Origin of the sequence: Novipirellula galeiformis (genome assembly GCF_007860095.1) — a bacterium.
Lineage (GTDB): Bacteria > Planctomycetota > Planctomycetia > Pirellulales > Pirellulaceae > Novipirellula > Novipirellula galeiformis.
Map to the genome: position 1 here is coordinate 13,642 of NZ_SJPT01000019.1, position 22,210 is coordinate 35,851.

Genomic DNA, 22,210 nt, shown 5'->3' on the forward strand with positions numbered 1-22,210 from the left:
GACGCAAGCGATCGGGGGGGCAATCCGGCGAGTCGTCGATGCGGCTAGTTGTCGATCCGGCGTTCAAATCGCTCGATGGACGTCGCTCGCCCTAGGGCATTGGTTTCGACGATCGCGCCACAGAGCCGAACGTCTTCGGTTGCGACATGGAAATGGCACGGTTCAAAGGTGCGGGAGGTGCGGGTCACGCGTTGAATGTCACGGCCAATGATGCTGGTATAAGGGCCGCACATCCCTACATCGCATTGAAACGCGGTTCCGCCGGGAAAAATACAGGCATCGGCGGTGGGGACGTGGGTGTGGGTGCCGAGCACGGCGGTCACGCGGCCATCGAGGTATCGTCCGAGCGTCTGTTTGTCGCTGGTCGCTTCGGCATGAATATCGACGAGGATGTGGTTCGTTTTTCCGTCGATTTCCTTCAGGACGCGGTCAACCGCCGCGAACGGGCAATCGACAGGTCGCATGAACACACGGCCCAGCAGCGAGATGATGCCCAGCGAACCGCCCGAGCCCGTTTTGATGATCGTCCAACATTTGCCGGGAGCGTCGGAGGGGAAGTTGGCGGGTTTGAGGATCCGCTCACTGGTTTGTAGCGTTTTGGTGATCTCTTTCTCGCGATAGATGTGGTCGCCCATCGTCATTGCATCGACACCCGCTTCAATCAACCGTCGATACTGGCGCGAGGTCAACCCCGATCCGTCGGCTGCATTTTCTGCGTTGATGATCAACGCATCCAGGCGAAGTTCCTTGCGGAGCGGTTTCGCGTGTTGCAGCACGGCCGTGTAGCCAGGTTTACCGACGACGTCACCGAGAAACAGGATTCGCATTAAAATCGGTCTGGGAAAATGAGGGATGGCCGGCATCGGGCCTGAGTAGGATCAACCCCCGGCGCAATCCCAATGCATTCACATTGCGTCCGGAGACTGGGGTTTTTTGCGGGGACGCCGGAGACTTGGGGGGGACGCAACTTGAACCGTCGGTATCGCTTAGGATACGGGCTGATTAGGCATCTTCATCAAATTCGCCTTCGAAAATGTCTTCGCCAGCAAGCGTTTGCATGATGATCGGACATCCTTCCTCGAGCATATCAAGGACCTCGCCGAACCCGTCGTCTTCGCCATAGTACGGATCGGGAACATCCTTGGGCCAATGATCGTCAAGGTAATCGCCGAACATGCGGATGTGCAATTTCGATCCGTTTCTCATGCCGTGCAGCGCCGCATGGATCTCGGAATCCATCGCCAGGACCAAGTCGAAGCGTTTGGGGTCGAGGTCTTCGGGCGTCACCACTCGAGCACGGCTGGTCAATTCGTAGCCGCGAGATTCGGCAGCCGATCGCATTCTTGGATCGGCAAGTTTGCCGACATGGTAGGCATGCGTGGCGGCGGAATCGACTTCCATATCGACTCCATACTCTTGTGCAAACCGTTTCATCACGGCCTCACCGGCCGGCGATCGACAGATGTTTCCCAGGCATACAAACAAGATTCGTTTGGTCATTGAATTGGTCACCTCAGCAGGGTGTCTCCGACACGGTGGTCCAGATTGGCGATATTCGCCGAAATCGATATTGGTTACGGTTTCCCCCCCGAAAAAACGCTCGTGGTCACTCTCGACGACGGTCCGTTTCGGCGGTGGGGGAGATCCCACAAGGAACGCGCACCGAGGGGGATTGGTTTAGAAAAAACTTAGCAATTTTCCTCTGCCGAGAGTTCATTCCTCTCGCTCGCTTTGGGTTGCCGGGGGGAGGGAGAAGAGGCAAATGACGAGGTTGTTTCCAAACCACTTCTCCGAACCACTTCACAGTATAACGCTTTGCGGCAACGTTGCGGGCGAGCACAGAACTTGAACAATTCGTCCCTCGAAGTAAAGAGAGCTGCCGATGAAAAAAGGGGACATCAAGCGAGGCGAGCAGCGAGGCGAGCAGCGAGGGGGGCAGCGAGGGGGGGGGCTCCACGTCACGCGCGAGGCTTGTTTCCCGCCCCTCTCCGCTTCGCCAGGCGGGTGATCCCAGGCGGGTGATGTCGCGTGAGGGATGTTACGTGAGGGATGTTACGTGAGGGATGTTACGTCGCTGTGACCCGGGAGCTTCACAGCGACACCACGTCGGGGTTGGTAGGGAGCGGCCGCCTCTGTTTTGAGCGGCCGTTTCGGGCGGCCGTTTCTCGCCGGCAAAGCGTGGTTTGATGCTTGCCCAACCCAGGCCACCGTTTCGGGGCTCGGAGCATTGAAAAGGTTCAATCGCCGCGTCTCCTTTCTAACAAGTACGGGCGCTCGCGGCGATTCAAAATCGTGAGCGGTTTGCGAGAATCGTCGCCTCATTCCCGTCAGACCGCTGAATAAAATGACGCCACACCAAAACGCGTTTTTTGTCGACTCCCTGCACTTTTTATCATGATCGACACGATGCATTTGAGGACGAGAAACGCCGGGTCGGGTTTTGGCGGCTTCGGAAATTTGTTATCCTTGCCCCATCGAAAGGCGATCATTTTTATCAAAATGATCAAAAATCCTAGTTGAGCTGATCCAGTTTGACGGTCCACTTGGACGACGTTGATGCACGCCTCCTTGAGAGACTGGTGAGGGTTCGTGCGAACACTTCACGTGGCAAAAAAATTGCCAGTGGGGTTCACGTCATTGCACGAGATTTTGCACGAACCGCGACGTAATTTAAATCGCAAGTTGTTTTCACGGGAGATGCGGTGTTTTTTTGCCGTCATGGCATAACGTTTAATTGGAGCTTTTCTGCGTCATTGACGCGGTTGTTTCTCACCCTCCTGCTTGTTCAGGTTTCGCCTGTTTTCGGTCAAGATCCGTCGGTTGAGCCGCTCGATCCTTCGCCGCTGGTCAATCGCCCACTCGCGCACCGCGGCGACGGGGCCGACGCAATGGAAGGTCTGCTCCACTCTGAAAAGCAATCCTTGGCGTTCGAGGAGACCTCGTTCTCCCTCAACAAAGAAGGCTATCTGTCGCTCCGTTGGAACGAGATTTCAGACGCGACTCAATACATTCTAGTCGACCAACAGCAACGTGAACTCTACCGCGGTGCATTCCCCGTTGCGTTCGTCTCGGGGTTATCCGATGGGACTCATCCGTTTCATGTTCAAGCGTTGGATGCGGATGGAAGTGTGATTGCGACAACTCGGGATCCCGCCGTTGTGGTGGTAGAGCATTGGCCGATGAGGTACGCGATCGGATTGTTTGTCGTTGGTTTGGCAGTCTTTGTCACGCTATTGGCTTTAATTGTACGTGGCTCGACACGCCCCCGTTCGGTGCCGCCGGTTGCCGCGGGGACCGACTCGCAAGAGTCGCTTTCTAGTGGGCGTGATACCGATGGCCGCGTCGAGACGGACCTCCGCGTCGAGGAGTTGAAATGATAGTGGCTGCGGCTCCGATCCTCAGCTCGGCTGCGGGTTATGTGATGTTGGCGCTCTTTAGCGTGCTTTGGATCTCACTTGGCATTTGGTGGGGAAGACGCGCAAAGTCATACGATGGCTTTGCGGTTGCCGGCCGGAACGTGGGATTGGCGCTGGCCACCGCGACTGCGGTGGCGACTTGGATCACCTCCAACACGACGATGCTCGCGCCTCAGTTCGCGTTGCAACTTGGCGTTTGGGGAGCGGTTGCGTACGCGACGGCCAGCTTTGGTTTGTTTGCGTTTGCACCGATGAGTGGCCGCATTCGCCAATTGATGCCCAAGGGGTACACGGCGGTCGAGTTTGTGCGCCGCCGCTATGGGGTCTGGGGAACGATTCCGTTTCTGATCATCTCGATCTTTTACGCGTTGACATGGTTGATTTCGATGTCGATGGCGGGCGGCAAGCTATTGAACGTGCTGTCGGGGATTCCCTACGAGGTCGGTATGTCGGTGGTCGTTTCGGTATGCGTGCTGTACACGTTGTTCGGTGGTATGTACGCGGTGATCGGCACCGACTTTATCCAAAGTTTGATCATTTTGGTCGGGTTAGTGGTGGTCGCGATCGCCGTGCTTGTCAAAATTGACATTGCCGATGTGCATGAAAAATTAACATTGGATCGACCGATGTTGTTGTGGGTGCTATTTCCCGCCGCCTTGATGTCGTTGTTCAATAATATGTTGTTCAGTTTTGGCGAGATCTTTCATAGCAATGTTTGGTGGAGCCGAGCGTTCGCGATGCGTGAGGGGGTCGGCCCGAAGGCGTACGCGATCGGAGGATTGCTGTGGTTGCCGGTGCCGATTTTGGCAGGCTTTTTAGGATTGGCCGCTCCCACGCTCGGAATCGGCATCAGCCAACCGGATACCGTCGGCCCCTTGGTCGCAGCGACCTTGTTGGGTTGGGGCGGAGCGTTGTTGGTGTTTGTGATCGTGTTTTGTTCGCTGGCCTCGAGCATCGATAGTTTGTTGGCGGCAACTTCGGATTTAATCGTCAATGACATTGTCGAGCCGTTGCTGCGGGATCCCATCGACGATGCCTCCAAGCGACGTTATTCCGCGATCAGTATCATTTTTCTAGGGGGTTTGGCTTGGGCGCTCGCTTGGCCCAATCGAGGCACCTTGGCGACCGTCTTGTTCTTTGCCGGGCCGATGGTCGGCAGCTGTATTTGGCCCATCGTGGGTGGTTTGTATTTTCGCCGCCCGAGTGCCGTGGCTGCCTGTGCTGCGATGATTTCGGGAAGTGTGTTGGGGTTGGCTGCGTATCATTGGATCGGGTGGTTTGTCGGTTCATTAGTCGGTGCGGCGGTTTCCGGGGTCGTGTTTGGTTTGGGCACACTGATTGCTCCTGCTCGTTTTGATTTCGCTTCACTCTCGAGCGAGCGAGTGGACGACGGAGGTGTGGATTGCTTGCATCAGCGTGATGCCGTAGAGGACCGTTTGTTATGATGTTTTCTGTCGCCTTTCTAGAGTGGCTTGTGATCGGTGCGTTGGTGCTTTGCAGCGTCGGCGTTTTGATTCTTGTCGCGTTTCTTTTTTTTGATTCTCGAGACAAGAAAATTTGGTGAAGAACGTGAGCACAATTCCAAACTCTCAAACACCTCACAGTTCAATGAAGATTGCGGTTAATTCAAAAGGTAAGCAGTTGAATCCTGCGGACTTGTTGGACGTCAGCGACGGTAATATTGATCGCGCTGCGCTCGAAGCGCTCGCGGGACAATCGATCTTGAACCCTCGCCAATTCGATCGCAGGACCGTCATTGCGATCGCTCAACTAGCGGCCGTTTTGGAAATGCGAAACGTCGAAATCGATAAACCGCTTGATGGCAAGATTGCCATCACCGCCTTTTTCGAAGCGAGCACTCGCACCCGTTTATCATTCGAAAGCGCGGTGCAACGTCTCGATGGAAAGGTGCTCTCGGTACCCGATGGACAAGTGACCGGGGTCGCCAAGGGAGAGTCGTTGGCGGATATCGGTGAGATGTTCAATACCTATGGTGACGTGGTCATCATGCGGCATCCCGATACCGACAGCATGGATGAAATTCGTCGCAATTTGCAACGCCCGCTGATCAACGCAGGCAACGGATCGGGGCATCATCCCACTCAGGCGCTGATCGACTGGTACGCGCTGCTCAAATGGCGTCCCGAGCTTTCTCTCGAAAATTGCCCCGAAGATCGCCGCGTGCACTTGGGAATCATCGGCACCCCAGGCTCGATGCGAGCGGTCAAGAGTTTTCTCCGCTTGTCGTTGATGTTCACCAATTCGGTGAAACGGATCACGCTGATCTCTGAGATGGCGGATCCGGTGGGATTGGATTTAACCGAGCCCATCGAAGAGTCGCCCATTCCGATCGATATCACCAACGATGCCCAAGAAGTCCTGCCACACCTGGACGTGGTGTATGTGAATTCCATCGCGTTTCTGGGGGACAGTTATCGGAATCTTGACGGACGCTACAAGTTGGATCGCAGTAGCAATCTGAAATCGGACGCCGTGATCATGCATCCGTTGGCACGCAATGATGAGTTGTCCGAAGACTTGGACCAAACCGAACACAATCTTTATTTTGCCCAAGCGGCAGGTGCGGTGTTCGTGCGGCAAGCTCTCTTGACCGCCGTGCTGGATCGATTGAATCGAATCAGCGGAATCTAATTCGGGTCGAATGATGATCCGTCACGGGGCGTGAAACGCATTGGCGTTCTTCGGCCAAGGTTGCCGCTTGCGCCCCCTTCATAACAATTCAATCTCAAAGAGGAACATCGAATGTGCGGCATTACTGGGTTTTGGAATCCATCGCGAACGAATGAGCGTGAGTTGCGGTTTACGCTCGATCGAATGTTGGATGTGCTTGATCACCGTGGTCCCGATGAACGGGGGAGCAAATTCTATCTGGAAAACGGCGTTGCCTTGGGGCACACCCGGCTCTCGATCGTCGGTCTCAGCCATGGGCATCAGCCGATCGAAACCGACGCCGGTGACTATGCGATCACGGTGAACGGCGAACTCTACGGATACAAACGCATTCGCACGCAATTGGCTTGCCAGCAATGGGAGTGTAGCGGCAAGAGTGACAGCGCGGTCGCACTACCACTTTACCTGCGAGACGGCATTTCGTTCGTCGACCAATTGCGCGGCGAGTTTGCAATCGTGCTTTACGACGATCGCGAGAAACGCCTCATTCTGATCCGTGATCGTTTCGGGATTAAACCGCTTTATTATGCCGTGAACGAGAATGGCGTCGTTTGGGGATCCGAGGTCAAATCCATTTTGCAGCATCCCGACGTGACTCCCAAATTGTGTCCGCGGGCGGCGCTGCATCAAATGATGCAAGTGATGGTGCCGGGGACCACCGCGTTCGAAGGTGTCGAGGCACTTCAGCCGGGACACATGTTGATTGTCGAGCTTCGCGATGGGCGACTGGAAACGAAGACCAAACGATGGTGGGATTTTGTCTTTCCCACCTCCCACGATCCGAACCCCGATCCTGCGGAGTACGTCCAAGGCGTCCAAGATCGCTTGATCGACGCGGTCGCAACACGCTTAGAGGCGGATGTGCCGGTGGGCTGTTACCTGTCCGGAGGGATCGATAGTTGTTCGATTTTAGGATTGGCTACAACGCTTCAACAATCGCCCGTCAAAGCGTTTACGATCGCCTTTGATAATGATGAGTACGACGAGTCGAACATTGCCAAGTTGATGGCCGATCGCACTGGGGCGGAACAGGAATTGTTGCGGTTGACCGAGAAAGAGCTTTATGGCCCTGCCTTCGAACGCGCGACGTGGCACGCCGAGCGAACGTTCTATAACACCTTGGCGGTGGCGAAATGGCACATGAGTCGCCGCGTCCGCGCGTGCAATTACAAGGCCGTCGTCACGGGCGAAGGCTCGGATGAATTGTTCGGCGGTTATCCGTTTTTCAAACGCGATTGGTTGGGCCGCGAGGACGAAGGCGGCTTGTTCGCGGGCGCAATTTTATCCGAAGAGGATTTGACGCATCCGGCTTGGGAAGACCTCTGTGGGTTCACGCCGTCCTTCATGCAGCCTTGGATGTTGGTGCTCGAGCGGGTTCGTCCCTTGTTGTCCGCAGAGATGCAAGATTTGCTGCGTGAATATGATCCGATCGCCGCCGTCGCCGCGGCCATTGATCCAGATCAAGTTCGCGGGCGACATCGATTGGATATCTCCCAATACACCTGGAGCAAGACGATGCTCGAAGGCCAAATTTTAACTTGGGGGGGCGATCGCATGGATATGGCCAACAGCATGGAGGCGCGGCCCGCGTTCCTAGACCACCATTTAGCGGAGTACGCAACGACGATCCCGCCGGAGATTCGCATTCGTGACGGGGTCGAAAAATGGGTGCTGCGGGAAGCAATGGTCAACGTATTGCCTCGCGAGTTATACGAACGCAAAAAGTTTGCCTTCATGGCACCCCCGGCTCATACCGATCCGGTCAAACGCAACGCGGTCCAGGAGATGATCGACCATTGGCTGACTCCCGATCGAGTCGCTGAGCTCGGCTTCTTTAACCGCGAAGCGCTCCATCCGTTTATCGAAGGGGCGTGGCAGGAAACCGACGGGACGCTCGCACGACGCAATGACATCGTGATCAATCACACGTTGCAATTGCACATGTTGCAGGGGCAATATGTCGAAGGGCTGCCGTTGCCCGTGGTGGATTGAGACGATGACATCACGCCATGAAAACACTAAAGTGAAACGCAACTCGAGACGCATTGGGCGTGCCTCGTAATCGGTTCACTGTTTTGGCTGATGATGACAACGTTCCTTCCCGCTGACAGCCATCGTTTTCACGAACGGCAAATCACCTTTGCCCCCACTAACCATCTGTTAACCAACCTCGGTGTTTGGTCGCACGATGGCAACTGGATTTATTACGATGTTCGCAGTGATGCCGCAGGCTCGTTGTTTGATGGTACACGGATTGAACGAGTCAACGTCGAATCCGGTGATGTCGAAGTGGTTTACCAAGCCCAGCATGGGGCTTGCGTCGGCGTCGTCACGGCGAGTCCCTGTGAAGACAAGATCGTCTTCATCCATGGCCCAGAGAACCCCAGCGACGATTGGGCCTATGCCGCTTGGCATCGTCGCGGCGTGACGCTCGAACTGCAGTCGCGTAACCCCGGTACGCCGCACTCGGTTGCTAATCTTGATGCTCGCGACTTAGTGCCGCCGTATACGGCCGGCGCGCTCCGCGGTGGTACTCATGTGCACGTCATTAGCGGTGATGGCCGTTGGATCAGTTTTACTTACGAAGACCATGTTCTGGCAACTTCCGCCGATGCCAATGCGCAACAAAACCAACGCAATGTTGGAGTCTCGGTGACCGATTCTGCCGTCTTAGTCCCCGCCACTCACCCGCGCAATCACGCGGGCGAAGCCTTTAGCGTGCTTGTCACCAAGACGGTTGATCGGCCCAATCCGGGCAGCGACGAAATCCTGCGAGCCTACAGCGATGCTTGGGTCGGAAGCAACGGCTACGTTCGTAGCGATCGCTCGCGGCAAACCCGAGCGTTGGCCTTTATCGGAGACGTGGTGACGCAGAGTGGCGACGTCGTTCCTGAGTTGTTCGTGGTGGATGTCCCCGACGACGTGACGGTGGCTGGCGACGCGCCGTTGTGTGGCACTGCGTCAACGCGACCGGAGCCGCCGCGGGGCACGGTTCAGCGGCGATTAACCCATACGGCGGAACGTAAACACCCAGGGCTTGGCAACGTTCGACATTGGCCACGCAGCAGTCCCGACGGCAGCAAAATTGCGTTCTTAATGCGAGACGACGCCGGACTCACGCAACTGTGGCTCGCATCGCCAATCGAGCCAGGTATTCGTCAATTGACGCACAACGAGTTCTCGATCGAGTCCGCGTTTACGTTTCGATGCGATGGTCTCGCGATCGCTTGTGTGGTGGGGGGCTGCGTCTGTGAAGTGGATGTTTGCAACGGCAAGACGACGCCTTTGACGTCCCCAACGGATCCTGCGATTAAACCTCGTCCGGAGGCGGTCGTTTATTCACCCGATGGGACGCGCGTTGCTTATCTGCGTCCCGACATGTCGGTCGCAGGAACGACCAATCAAGTCTTTGTTGCGGAGACGCAGTGGGGACGCGAGAACGAGCGGTGAGCAGACGGCCGGCGAAGGCGAGAGTTTCAGTCGGACATGGCATCCGTCAACGCAACGCGGGAACGGCTGCTGGAAGCTTGGTTTTGCCCAAGTGATCGTCAAACGGTATTGACGCGGCTTTTATTGACCCAACTCGCGTGACTTGGGTGCAACGCTTGGTTCGCTGCTCTTCCTTTCATCCGCCAGAATGCGATTCATCCTATCCAAATGCCTTGACCGTTCACTCACGTCCGCGTCATCTGGAATCGAATTCAAGAGACGCCGCACACGCTCCGTTTGACGCGAAGAAAACACGTTCGATTCGATCAGAAAAAGGCATGCATCGGCCATCTGTAGTCGTTGCTCGACCGTTTTGCTTTCAACATGGAACAGCGTCTCAAATATTTCTCGCGTTCGCGCAATCCCTTGCAGCTTCTTTCGGCAATCGACACAGCGAACGCAGTCGGAGTCTAGGCCGAAGCCAAGCACTTCGTACCAGTGCTTTTGTTCCTTGGCGAAGAAAATGAATGGTCGCTCGCAATCGCGACATTTTCGCTCGAGGTCAAAGTAATGGGTTACGGGGACCGTAGCCGGTGTTTGTCTGGAAAGGTCTGCAACGATTGCCGTGTTGGCGATGCGTTTCGGGCGGTCGGTGTAGGAAGTGGTGTCTCCGTATGGCCATGGCTTGCCAACGACTGCTTCGAATTGAGCAACAATCTCGTTATGGGACGTTGTGTTCCAATGCAAGTGGACGCCACGATGCATTGGATTCGGGTTCAGTCCCGTAACGTTCGGACGTCTGCCATATCTCGGATGGTCAATAAACGAGGCGTACTTGTCGGATTTGCTTGACATATTCTTTGTCGGTGAACGCTCGCGATAACTCGATTGCGAGCACGGAGGGTCTATTTCAAAGTCACCCGGCTCCGCGATATCGATTGGTCGCATTGTTGTCCGACGCTTTTCGACGAATCCTCAACTGCAGGCTCCAGGAATCTCAAGTGGTGGGCCGCATGTGCCGCGTGGAATTGATTGAAGCCGTCGCGATCCATTGGACCAAATCCCGGATGGGGATGCAGCGGTCCAGTGTTTGATTGGAACTTTAAAACGCAAGCGGTAAACGCACTGACCTCGGTGGCGTCGTCAAGATCCATTGGCGGCACGAACATTGGAGCCGTCTTCACGCCGGAAGGCGAATGGCCCGAAAGCAGACGTGGCAGAACTAACCAACGCAAAAGCGGTCGGAGGGGATATCCCAAAATTGACATCCACGTTGGATAGCCATGCATGTTGGCCTCGATTGTCAACTTCATGTGTCGACAAATTTGCCCAAGAGACCAATTGCCGTTGCGAACGTATCCAGACCCGAGCAAGCGTTCGCATTCGGACACCGCGTCAGTAAGCTCGTTGAATTTCAGTTCACGGCGGGTTTTCCCTGCCGTCGGATTCAATCTCGTCGGATGACGATCGGCGTCAGCGGGGGCGGTGGTTTGATTTTCCATTTGTAAACGTCCGATTCCCGTGCTCCGTTGCAGTACGCCCAATAATGGGCATGATCGAATGCGGTGCCACTTCCTTGGGGAACCCAATCCCCGGCACACAGTTTCTTTCTAAGTAGTCAGCATACCAAATGATCATCATAACGAATGAGAGTACGGCGCGTCTTGCTTAGTAAACGCGGCAACGACGGTGAGGCAACCGATTGTGGAGGGGAAGCCTACGAAAGGGAGCGTAAGTGCCGGCCTGAGTATCGCCGCCGGGCGCATGCTTACCAAACCACGCATTGTTTTGTACCGAATTCACATCGAAGACCGATCCTTCGGGGCGAACACGCAGGACAACGTGAAACCAAACGGAGAGCTGAAATAGAGGTGGATCGAGAACATGGACAGGCACCGAATACGTTCATGTCGGGGGGAGATTCAGCTAGTGGAATTGGGAACAGGGGCTGGCCCGACATCCAGGACCGTGCATGTGGAAGTTGACCTTCCACTTCCATACGCCCGGTCACCGCCACTCCCGTGCAATTTGCGGTTCGATGTGTTTCCTTGGATGCATCGCAATCAAATCGTGACTCAACCGCCCGCGTTCGGCGCCACCGTGTTTTCTTTGTTCCAGACTACAACTGGCATACCACGCTCCCCTTTTTCATCGGGCTCCTCACGGAGGTACGGTTCCGTTCTCAAATGACCGGAATACTTGCCATCGCCTTGATACGTAAGGAGGAAGCTCGATGTTTGCCGCGCCCCGGTGTCCGGCGCGTGGTAGGCGTAGGAAACGAGATAGGTTGGACCGGCGGGATCGTAAGCCAACGAATTCACCGTAGCGGGAACGCCGACGGCCGCAGTCGCAGCTTCCACCTGTGCCGCAATGTCGAGTTCGCGTAAGGGGGTGAGCGAGTTGATTTCTGCTTCCAGATGAGCTGTGCGAAGTCGCGATTGCAGCAATGCAATCGTTAGAGCCGCAATTGCGACAAGCAGAAACAGAGTGGAAAGCGATATGCGAAAGGGTTTCATTGAGAGCCAAGGTGTTTGTAGGCGAACGCCAGGGGCCAGGGGCCAGGGGCCGGCGGGTCGGAAGCGGGTGACTTGCCACTTCCGATTGCTCGCGTTCCAGTCGCCGATGCAACCTGATGTCCGTCCTCTTTCCTATCGGCGAATAATCACGGCGAGGGCAGATCGATTCCCAATGCGGACAAGATGATCCCGATCAGTAAGAAGAAGAGTATCGTGGCTGCGAGCAGGAGGAAGTATTGGAAAACGATGGCAGCCAAACCAACGGCTACCGACGAAGCGGAAATGCGAACGTTTTCCTGTCTGCAAAAACCCCCGACACCAAGACAGATGCCGCACAACCCGAGTGTAATCGTGCCCGCGGGATACCATTTCGCGATATCGAAACCCTCGTCCGGTTGTACAGGCGGTACATACTCTTGCTTTTTGGCCTTCGCGATGAGTCGATCCTTCACTTTAGTGGCGAATTCGACGGCCACCTGATCCATCGGTTTTCGTTCGGGCGCGATCGCGTCAAGAATCCACGGCGACAGAACAGCCGCAATCAAACCAAATATCGCAAAATTGAGACCCACGACTGAAACGACCGAGCGTCGCGGCAAATCGCTTGAAGTTGAGCGTGCAGTTTGTTTTTCAGTTTCGGTCATTAGGTATTGATGGAACATTTGAGTTCACGGCGACCGGGAGCTGGTCATCCACTTCGATACGCACGGCTACCGCCACTCCCGTGCAATCCTCTAATTAGCCAATGCTGCGATGCATCGTGTTGCCTCTTTGCCTAAGTCGATTCAGAGGCTCCCGGTCAAGCGAGCCTTCCAGTAGGCACCCAAGTGATAGATGATCCCGCAACTGGAGTTTTGTAAATATTCGGTGCTCCGAATCAATTCCTTCAATCGCTTGCTTTGCTCGGCCGAAATCGCTGGATGATCCACCATCAGTGGCACCATTGCTGCCTCGCCAGCTTCGCGTGTCAAATGCCACACTTCTCGATAGGAGCCCCACTGTGGGTTGGGGTACCCCTTCTGGTTGATCCAGTTGTCGACCGTGCGCCAGTCTGGGCCAAGCATTCGTCGCTCCTCCGCTGTCTTCTCTGAGAGCTGCGCCGAGACCCGCTTCGATCGTTTTTCAGCCAATCTAGCCAGGTGTTGCATCACCTCATTCATTTGCGTCTTCAAGTCATCATCCTGTTCCAATTGATAGAGCAGTTCCAACGAGCACTGCATTTGCAGAATTGCATAGGCAGGCGTGTTCTTATCGGGATCGGTGGATTGCTGTACCGCCTTCGCCACATATTTCCGCCATTGCCTATAGTATTTCTGATCCGCGGTGACATCCCAGGCGGCGGCGTAAATCATCGGCAGCCGGGCAGCTTCGTGAGCCTGTACATTCCACATGCGACAGATCCCCAGAGGACACCGTTGTCCATCGGCGCGACAAAAGTCGTAGTCGTTCTCCGGCGTGACAAACTGAATCATTCGGTCCGCCACCGCCATCAGGATATTTCGAATCTCGTCCTTGGTCTGATCATCGGACAGCGGGCTCCGATAGAATTTCCAGAGTCCGTGTACCCCATGCGTGTATTGGTCTCGCGAAGAGTTGATGTAAACGCTTTTGCGGTCATCCCGACAGACATTCCTGGCGAGAAATCCGGGGACACCATGAACCGTGGCGCAGAGACGCACACCGCTGTAGACCTGCTTGGCGCTTTCGCGGAGGCTTTCATCTTCGGTGACTGCGTACATGTCAGTAATAATGCTGAGCATCGCGCCGCCCAGGATCATTCCGTCCTCCATCCCCGTGCCGTAACCACAAGGGTTGGGATACTGTCGCCGCACTTCCTCCGCCGTGGGCAAGTGGGAGAGCTCCTTCCCCGGTTCATAACTGCTCAAGTAATCGGCAAATGTCTGCACATCCTTTTGGAAGAATCGGTTCCATGTGACCTCCCACGCCTGTCCCATTTTGGCATCTAACACCGCCGGCGACGACGACAATGTTTCTTCGGCGGCAATGTTAATGACGCCCGTGGAAGGAGGCCACGACGAAACCGCGAGTGTAAACGTGATGAAAAAACAAAGTGGCTTCATGTCAGATTCTCGTTTGGATAACGCCCCGATGATGATCGGGACGTTGGTGCGATCGTATCATTGAAAAATGTGGTCGGCGGAGTCCAGTGCAGCATGTTGTTACGAGGGTTTTTAGACAATCCTTAGCCTGCATTGCTGTCCAATACAAACACCGGATCACCAATGCTTATCGTGCCAGTGCGAATCACGTCGCCATAAACGCCAGCATTGTTCTCGTTTAACTTGACTGCGGATTTCACCACCGAGGGGTCGTGTTGTGCTGTATCGGGATTTAGACCGATCATTTTGCAGCGCACATCGCGTTTCGTTATCTGAACCGCCGGTGCACTGTTGCCCACGCCAAACATGAGCACGCGACCGACCCAATCGTCTTCAAGGAAAGGGGCAACCTCGTCACAATTTAAAACGATGTTTGCCCGAAATCGCCTACTGTCAACGGCCACTCCGGCCTCATTGCACAGCGTCGAAACGGTTTGGGTTGCGATAACGGAGATTGGCGAATCGTCGAAAATCCCGTCTTTCATTGCCATTACTTCGACATCGCAGCCAATCTGATCGCGTATCTCAGCCCTCAGTTTGTCGCCTTCGATTTCGAACACATCACCCGCTGGACTTTGAACGCGTGTTGGGAGTCGTTCGCCAGAATCGGTATCGAAGTCGCAAGGACGGTACATCAATAACTCGGGCATTCGATTCGCCGTTAGCCATGCCAATCCACTGGCGTTCTTCATCTGGCGAACACCGAATCGCCGATCTCCGACCAGCCCATGCCATCCAAGGTCGGAATGTTCCATTTCAACGCCAGCCATCGATTTGACTGGATATCGCGTCAATTTACTAATTTGGCCAATTCGTTTTGAATTCTCTTGTCGCATGCTTTAGGCCCTCAGCCATCTAATGTCTAAAATCACCGAGTACGCACGGTCGATGCTCCAATTGTAAGCTCCCGGCCGCGTACATTTGGTGAATGTAAACTTTATCCGCTGTGGTGAATTTAAACCGTGTACCTGCACCTCACGCACCGGTCGTTTTCATCAATTTCCATGTCTTGATCGCATGGAGAGCAAAAGTAGAAGTGTTTGCCATCCGCAGCTGAATCTGCGAAATCCGCTCTCGTTTTGGGAGCAAAACTTCCTTGATCGCCTATCTGATCATCGGAGCGAGTCGCGATACCGAACCGTCGCAAGGCAAACGACAGCAAGCGATATATGACGAAGCCGCCACCACCGTCTCGATCCGAATCGCCGAGGGCAATCGAACCTCGCAAGCTGCCTCGACAATTCAGGCGTTGGTCGCCCGTGTTCAAATCGGCAGACGTTGGTTTGCTTTCGTTGCCCGGATCTACCATACACCCATCAACTCACAGCAAATGATGCCGAAGGTGATTTTCGTCAGCGCAACATGCGTCCTGGTACGTTGGAACGTGGGCTGTCCACCGCGAACAGAAACAAACAGGAGGCAACGGAGGGAACCGAGCTGAATTGACCATCGCCTCCGTTTGCTCTGCGACCTCCTGTTCAATCCGACCGCGCACCAATCAAACCGTGACTTCAAATACGAATCCCAGGAAACCGAGGCCTGATGAATTCAGATGTGCCGAGTTCGGGCGCCACCATTAGTGATTATCAGTGTTCATTAGTGGTGCAAAACATCCGGAAACACGAACCGCTAATCGGCACTAATGAACACTAATCTCAGCCCCCGTTCCAAGCAATGAACAGCGTCAACGGCGGTAATCACCCGGTCCGAGCGGACGAGCCGCCACCAGGACAACTGCACATCCAAAGGATACGAAAGCTCGATCGCCAGGGCAACGTTTGTCCGCGTACGAGCAAGCATGGGCTGCTCGCCGCAAGAAGAAATGAATGAACAGGAGGCAACGGAGGGAATCGAGCTGAATTGACCATCGCCTCCGTGTCCTCTGCGACCTCCTGTTCAATCCGACCGCGCACCAATCAAACCGTGACTTCAAATACGAATCCCAGGAAACCGAGGTCTGATGAATTCAGATGTGCCGAGTTCGGGCGCCACCATTAGTGATTATCAGTGTTCATTAGTGGTGCAAAACATCCCATGCCAACGGGGACAGAGCATCTTGAGCCAATTTGTTGTTGCAGCATCCATACGGGGCGCCGGACAGGCAGGTTAGAAAATAGAAGGTTAGAAGATGTGGGGAACGGCTGTCGGCCAGCAAATATGCAAGCGTTCAGAAGAACTAGCGGCGTTTTAGGGCAAACACAGGACAGACGAGAACGGCCCTGTGCTCCGTGTCCTCTGCGACCTCCTGTTCAATCCAACCGCGCTGATCGATTTAAAGGCAAAAAATGACGAATCGATCCGGGCGATAGCGACGCTGAACTCTTTCCACACGTTACGCATCTTTTTGCCCCATATGTTTTTGCCAATCATGCAGTGGAGAAAGAGCCTCGACGGCGCGTCGTCCGATTCAAAGCGTCTACGACGTCCCACGATTTCGAGCGCCGACGGTACGAACGCGGACCACTGGATCGGCCCCACGATGTTGCGATCAAATCATCGACCGCGCAGATCACGCGCACCGATTCGACTGTGTAGCTTTCTCCATCCCATAACGACCAGTATACCGGCTCCGGTGCATGGAAATGGCATTTGCTTTGCTGGCTCTTACGCTCGCGGCCTTTCATGACCCGAGAGAGAGACTCGACGAAGCTGATAAGTCTCCCCAAATAAACCGCCAAACGAAGTCGTCGCGATCGCGATGGCCGCGACACTTCCTGCTGAGGCGTCATCGGGATATTGGGACTGCTCGTGCCAAGCCAGGCCCACTGCGAAAGCAAACCCCAGCAAAAAAACAAGAGATGCGAAAATCAGTGTGACCACAAACACCAATGCGATGTCAGGCAGCGTCCGACGGGATGTTTCCTTAAGAGTCAAGCAGGGGGCTATCGCTTCTGCAAAGTGCGTGCAGGTAAAGCCGGGGGCAGAACCATCACCACCGCCGATGTGCCATTGCCGGAATGGCCCCGGGACTTCAGTCGGATAACGCCCGACCCGCGTTCGCGTGGTGCACGCGATTGTTCGTCGGGGTGAAGCGGTGAGGACTTCGTTCTCTTTACATCGCATGCATTGGTTCACCCTTCGGACGTCCTTTTTAGTGTCGCCAATTCGTCCCGAAGGCGCTGGTTTTCTTGCTGTAGTTGCGAGATTTGGGGACTGTCTCCACTCGCGTTGTTCTGTTTTCGCAACAGAAGAACAAGCAAAACAACGATGCAGATGGGAATCCCGATTGTCAAGACGCCGACAATCAAGACGATCAACAGTTCCATCGGACCGATTCCAAACACGGCTTACCTCGGATCGTTTTCTGTTTCGACTGTTACCAAGACAACGAACGTCAGAGTGAATCGAGTTCCGGCGGTGGACGTTGTGATGGCCTAGAAAAGATAGTTCGGAACTTCGGTTCAACCGATGCCCCCCTCGCTATTCACGCATCGGGGCGCCCGTGACCGTCCCGGACAACCAACCGCAGTTTATCACATCTCGATCAGCGCGGTCCAACGCGATGCGGTTCACGCCGTTTCGACAGTGCAACATTGGCGTTCATTTGCGTGATTCGCGGGCAGATTGTCCCACGCCGTCGTTACCCGCGAACCATACGAATGAGCGTGAATCATTAATCATGCGCACGTGATTCGGGTAACATTGGTATTCACACGGATCGCGCAGACGATTCTCTAACAGCCAAGTAACTCAGATCGCGATCTCGCGTGCAACACATGGTTCTTGCGCTGGGTTTGCGTGGCGGACGACTCATCAACTGAATCGATTTCGTGTTTCTTCAAGATATCGACCGAAGTAAGGCCGGGCAACATTCGACCGAGCAAATTAGCAAGCCGGCGACGATCAGCGGGCATATCGCCTGCGTTGGTATTCCCGCATTGTCAAGACCGTGAATCGATTAGTGCTCATGGGTGGCAATTAGTGTTCCAGCAAGAAAGACCACTAATCTTCGCTAATCGCACACTAATGGCTTCGCCCAGCGTTAGTTGGCAGCGGCAAGCGATCGGACAACCGACATGGAGCGTGCCAGTCGATCAACCAACAATCAGGGAGCTTGGCGTTTAATTGCAAGTTCGTGTCGTCTCATTTACGTCACCATCGACCTTGCGTTGTGAAATTTCATTCCATTGGCAGAACGGTTGTGATGGCCAAGTCCCGCGCAAGCCGTGCTTCGTGTGCAGTACACCCAACAATGGGCGTGATCTTGTGGGGTGCCACTTCCCTTGCGGGAAGCCAGTCCCAAGTACTTAGTTCCGGTTTCTTTATGGTAGTCATGATGCAAAATGGATAGCTCGTAATGAACAGTACGAGGCCAATTGCCAGGACGACGCGGCAACTGCGCCGGAGGTGACGATCGGTGGGGAGGAGCCTGCGAAGATGTTCGGTAGACCAGCAACGAATCGTCGCTGGCCATCTTCACGCCAAGATCCGCGTTTGTTACGAACAGAAACCCGATCGGAGGCCGATGACTCCAGGCCTGTCGCGGAGCGATTCATCAGATCACAGCAGGCTGCTGACTGTGAAACCGAACCGGAAGCCCGGCAGATGCCTGGGAAAAACACGGAGCGTAGGTAGATGTGGCACTTGGGCGGGGACAGATCACGATCCCTTATCTGGGGAGATCCAGTAGGCGTACCTGGGAGTAGGGCTCGCCCGAAAGCCAGGGCCGTGCACTAGAAAGTTGCTCGGTGCCGACTGGAAGTCAGCAGAGGGCATCGTAGTCGGCCCATGTGGTCAGCAAAGGCCCGAAGGGAACGAGCAAGTACGTATTTCGGTCCGCTCGCATGTCAGGCTTTTCGGAGACAGGCCGCCGTCCGTCGGTCAACTCATTGTGGCGTTGGCTGTTGTTCAATGACTTAAAACTCGTGCTCGGGCCGCCGGATACGGGCCCGCATGTCCGGTGCTGTGGGAGAGGGCCGCCGGAGCGATCCGGCCCCCCGGTCCCGATCGCGATGGTTAACCGCATTAGTGGGTGAATCATACCGTGAAATTACTCTCGAGTGACTGAGCTTGGCAGCGTCTTCTACTTCAAACAGATTCGGGGTCGGGAACGGAAGTAGTGGCATTGGATTCATCCTCCGACTTGTGCTCCGCTTTCCTGCTCAGGGACCGCTCCAGCTGATAACCCAGCCCACGGAGCGCGAGGCATACGCCCAACATGATCGCGCCCATTATTTGATGGCTGATGATCATCCCCGCAAACAGTTCTTGGGATTGGCTTCCTGGGCTCCCGAGCAATGCAGTCAGCAATCCAATCTCGAAAATCGCCAACACCAAGCAGTACACAACCCACAAGCCGATTTTCGATTTAATCTTCTCTGCTTTTTCTCCGAGCGAGATCCAAATACAGGGCAGCTTCACGAGCAGACTGACAATCCCATAGATTGTAATTGCAATCAATGGCTCAGCGTTGTCGAGGCCACTCGCATGCAGGACGCGTGTGAAGCTAATATCCTCATCCGGCAACATCGCGCGCCCGATCCCCATTGATAGTGCCAATAGGAGCGTTCCGATCATGATGTCACGAATCGCGTAGCGAGAGTCTCGTCCCGCGTTTTGATCGTCCGCAGAATCTTGGACGATCTGCCATCGAAAGCACATCGCAGCAATCTTCAAAGGCACAAAGCTGGTGACGAACCCAAACATCAAAAGCACAGCCGTCCCGAGCATCGATTCGGTATCAGGTTTTCCATTCTCAAGCGTGATCCCCCACGCAAACGCGCACCAGGAAAGCACGAGTAGCAGCAAAGTCCACGGAAGTCGAATCCAAAACGTGCCGCGAACCAATGTCCCCCACACACAGATGACGGTCAGTTGTGCTGTCACGACACCCAAAGCAAGCATCGCCGGAAACGCATCCTTGAAGCAGGTTGGCGTCGCCACGTCAGCGATGAAGAAGCCGACGCAACACACACCGATCAGGATGACCAGCCGTGTCCTTCGGTTGCAGTTCAAAGTTCTCGAAGGCACAGGTCCTTCGTCTGCGTTCGCGGGATCGTTCACGTTTACTTCTTTCGAAGGGCGGCTCAAGGCGTACGCCAATTTGATTCAGACGCGCAATTCGATCTGCGACTGCTGCGGTGAGTTTGAGGGCAATGTCTCGCCGTATGTCACCATTTAACGCCACCGATCGCCGCTTGAAGCTCACGTGCGTTTGCGGGTGCCGATACAGCCTCATTCTGCCGACGAATGGTACGGTTGACCGAGTGCGAACGAGAGATCAACCATTAGGGAAATCGCTTTTGAGCACTCCGGGCCAATCGAGGGTTCGTCGCTATTCTACGTCAGTTTGAACCATTGAATCTCGTAACCGTTTGAGTGCGTCAGCGATCAGATCATGGTCGGCACTCGTTGTCGAGATCACCAAGACCGAAGGTTTCTCGGGAGGGTACGGAGCCATCGTTGACGTCTTACCCCACCCAGCAGTGTCGGCAGATGCCTTGAGGTACGCCATCAGAATCATTGGATTAAATGTCTTGCCGTCCTGATTCCATACCGGGAGGTCGTTGAGACGATGAGAGACAGGGAAGACCTTGTCAACGTCCGCGATTTCATCAGCAATAGCCTTCGTCGGACTCCGGTTCACAATGGCGATCGCACAGACAATAGTGAGCGTGACCGCAAAGATCAATTTCATGTAACGCATGGCGTCCTCCGTGAAGGGAAACAGTAGCTTGCGAAAGTTTATCGTTGCAATGACCGGTGACCAATGTCAGTTTCCCTTTCGGGAGACCAATTCGACACGACGAGCGGTTGAGGTAACGGGGGCGAGGAGAGGACATGACTTCAGGACTGACTGCGCCGAGCCCTCCTATTCACCGATTTGTTCGCATCCTTTCTAGGTTTGATGATTGCCCGGACCTAACTCCCGACTTTCTTCACGACGAAATCCGATGGATGTCAGGAGAATAACAGCAGCGATAGCGCCAACGAGACCAGTCGCGTGATTCGGCGATCCTTTCACCGACGCGGTTGCTACGTGAGCGACTGCTGCAGCTAATGCCGTGAGGCCGAGTGAACATTTGAATTTCAATGGCTGAGGCGGATACAGGGATGCGAAACGTGCTGAGGCAACAATCAAAGGAACCTCTATGAACGCCACGACCGCTACAGGAATATACAGCGATTGCTTCCATTCGGCGTATGACTCTCGAGCATCTTGTGATGCTCCCGCTTCAGGCTCGGGGAGCGTCACGATGTACGCGATGGCCAACAGGGAAGTAAGCAGGGTCGAAACAAGTCCCGCCTTCATCGCGTGAAGAAGCGAGCGTCGCAAGCGGGCGGACGTCAAATCCATTGCGGAATTTTCCAGCTGAGCTTGACTGCGAACGTTGACAATAACCGCGTCGACCCGATCGACGTAACCACTGGAGCAAACGCTCGTGGCCGCCGGCGGTTCATCAGTGGGTTCGTCGTATTTTGAGCGGCGAAAGTTCCCCAGCCCACATGTCACATCATACCAGCTGGCAGGATGCCGTTTAGGATCATCGCGAACATCGATGCAACTAAAAAGGCAATCGTGGGTGTCTTTAGTCGCAACTTAATTAGCGGGGGCAGCAAAATAGCGGTACAGACAATTAAGGTGAACCAAGTCAGCGCGTATTGGCGTGACATTGCAGGAATCCCAAACGCAGAATTTGCCAATGCGTGACGAAATGCGACGTAGTTCGGAACAATCAACGCGAGGTAAACCGCCAGAAATCCCATACTTGCGAGCATCGATCGAAATGAAAATTGGCGTGGTCGCGCGCAGGTGATCGATTTCATCAGGTGAAGTATTCAGGTCGACGAACGACCAAGATAACCGGGCCGAGTGAAAGGTATGATGAGCGACGCGAACGCGCGATGCAAATCGGGGACGGTTCATCGTTTTGTAGTCGGGGCATTCGGTTGACGGTGTCCACCTACGATAAAGTCCCATGCTAGTTTTGGTTGTGTTTGTAAAATCAGGTGCGGACCGTCAATTTCGAAAACGGAAACAGATGGATTCGCTTTTACGATTGTATTCAGTGAATGATAGGGAACAAGTCGATCATGT

Annotated in this window: 17 protein-coding genes; 5 read left to right on the forward strand and 12 right to left on the reverse strand. The window is 54.8% G+C overall.

Annotated elements, in window-relative coordinates; all coding sequences use genetic code 11:
* Positions 1 to 44: 44 nt before the first annotated feature.
* Together Pla52o_RS25990 and Pla52o_RS25995 are read right to left on the reverse strand one after the other, a co-directional pair.
* Complete coding sequence (locus Pla52o_RS25990) at positions 45 to 827, reverse strand: TIGR00282 family metallophosphoesterase (protein ID WP_146597562.1); 783 nt, start codon at positions 825 to 827, stop codon at positions 45 to 47.
* 175 nt (positions 828 to 1,002) lie between these two features.
* Entirely contained in the window at positions 1,003 to 1,500 is a 498-nt protein-coding gene (locus tag Pla52o_RS25995) for a low molecular weight protein-tyrosine-phosphatase (protein WP_146597563.1), read from the reverse strand.
* A 1,262-nt stretch (positions 1,501 to 2,762) separates the two neighbouring features.
* Here Pla52o_RS25995 and Pla52o_RS26000 point away from each other — a divergent pair.
* The 5 genes from Pla52o_RS26000 (at position 2,763) to Pla52o_RS26020 (ending at position 9,557) form a co-directional block, all read left to right on the forward strand.
* Positions 2,763 to 3,377: a hypothetical protein gene (locus Pla52o_RS26000; protein WP_146597564.1), complete on the forward strand. Its 615-nt coding sequence runs from the start codon at positions 2,763 to 2,765 to the stop codon at positions 3,375 to 3,377.
* Complete coding sequence (locus tag Pla52o_RS26005; protein WP_146597565.1) at positions 3,374 to 4,861, forward strand: sodium:solute symporter family transporter; 1,488 nt, start codon at positions 3,374 to 3,376, stop codon at positions 4,859 to 4,861. The genes Pla52o_RS26000 and Pla52o_RS26005 overlap by 4 nt, the downstream gene beginning before the upstream one ends.
* A 163-nt stretch (positions 4,862 to 5,024) precedes the next feature.
* Positions 5,025 to 6,068, forward strand: coding sequence for an aspartate/ornithine carbamoyltransferase family protein (locus tag Pla52o_RS26010; RefSeq protein ID WP_146597566.1), 1,044 nt, complete (start codon positions 5,025 to 5,027; stop codon positions 6,066 to 6,068).
* Between the two features lie 111 nt (positions 6,069 to 6,179).
* Positions 6,180 to 8,099: an asparagine synthase (glutamine-hydrolyzing) gene (gene asnB / locus Pla52o_RS26015; protein ID WP_146597567.1), complete on the forward strand. Its 1,920-nt coding sequence runs from the start codon at positions 6,180 to 6,182 to the stop codon at positions 8,097 to 8,099.
* A gap of 93 nt (positions 8,100 to 8,192) precedes the next feature.
* The gene (locus tag Pla52o_RS26020; protein ID WP_231612672.1) at positions 8,193 to 9,557 is read left to right on the forward strand and encodes a DUF3748 domain-containing protein; all 1,365 of its coding nucleotides are present in this window, start codon (positions 8,193 to 8,195) and stop codon (positions 9,555 to 9,557) included.
* A gap of 120 nt (positions 9,558 to 9,677) precedes the next feature.
* Here Pla52o_RS26020 and Pla52o_RS26025 read toward each other — a convergent pair whose 3' ends face one another.
* The 10 genes from Pla52o_RS26025 to Pla52o_RS26070 form a co-directional block, all read right to left on the reverse strand.
* Positions 9,678 to 10,391 carry a zinc-ribbon domain-containing protein gene (locus Pla52o_RS26025; protein ID WP_197169543.1) on the reverse strand — a complete coding sequence of 238 codons (714 nt, stop codon included), beginning with the start codon at positions 10,389 to 10,391 and terminating at the stop codon, positions 9,678 to 9,680.
* Between the two features lie 50 nt (positions 10,392 to 10,441).
* Positions 10,442 to 11,038, reverse strand: a complete 597-nt coding sequence (locus Pla52o_RS26030) for a DUF1569 domain-containing protein (RefSeq protein ID WP_315852974.1) — start codon at positions 11,036 to 11,038, stop codon at positions 10,442 to 10,444.
* A 573-nt stretch (positions 11,039 to 11,611) separates the two neighbouring features.
* Positions 11,612 to 12,052 (reverse strand): hypothetical protein, encoded by a 441-nt coding sequence (locus Pla52o_RS26035; RefSeq protein ID WP_146597570.1) that lies wholly within the window; start codon positions 12,050 to 12,052, stop codon positions 11,612 to 11,614.
* A 146-nt stretch (positions 12,053 to 12,198) separates the two neighbouring features.
* Positions 12,199 to 12,696, reverse strand: coding sequence for a hypothetical protein (locus Pla52o_RS26040; protein ID WP_146597571.1), 498 nt, complete (start codon positions 12,694 to 12,696; stop codon positions 12,199 to 12,201).
* A gap of 141 nt (positions 12,697 to 12,837) precedes the next feature.
* Entirely contained in the window at positions 12,838 to 14,133 is a 1,296-nt protein-coding gene (locus Pla52o_RS26045; protein ID WP_231612673.1) for a hypothetical protein, read from the reverse strand.
* Positions 14,134 to 14,255: 122 nt separating this feature from the next.
* Positions 14,256 to 15,008, reverse strand: coding sequence for an MOSC domain-containing protein (locus Pla52o_RS26050; RefSeq protein ID WP_146597572.1), 753 nt, complete (start codon positions 15,006 to 15,008; stop codon positions 14,256 to 14,258).
* A gap of 4,192 nt (positions 15,009 to 19,200) precedes the next feature.
* A complete protein-coding gene (locus tag Pla52o_RS26055) occupies positions 19,201 to 20,175 on the reverse strand; it encodes a hypothetical protein (protein ID WP_146597573.1) in 975 nt (324 codons plus the stop codon).
* Between the two features lie 271 nt (positions 20,176 to 20,446).
* Positions 20,447 to 20,818, reverse strand: coding sequence for a hypothetical protein (locus Pla52o_RS26060; protein WP_146597574.1), 372 nt, complete (start codon positions 20,816 to 20,818; stop codon positions 20,447 to 20,449).
* A gap of 192 nt (positions 20,819 to 21,010) precedes the next feature.
* Positions 21,011 to 21,469: a hypothetical protein gene (locus Pla52o_RS26065; protein WP_146597575.1), complete on the reverse strand. Its 459-nt coding sequence runs from the start codon at positions 21,467 to 21,469 to the stop codon at positions 21,011 to 21,013.
* Positions 21,470 to 21,621: 152 nt separating this feature from the next.
* On the reverse strand, positions 21,622 to 21,891 hold the full coding sequence (locus Pla52o_RS26070) for a hypothetical protein (protein WP_146597576.1): 270 nt from the start codon (positions 21,889 to 21,891) through the stop codon (positions 21,622 to 21,624).
* Positions 21,892 to 22,210 lie beyond the last annotated feature (319 nt).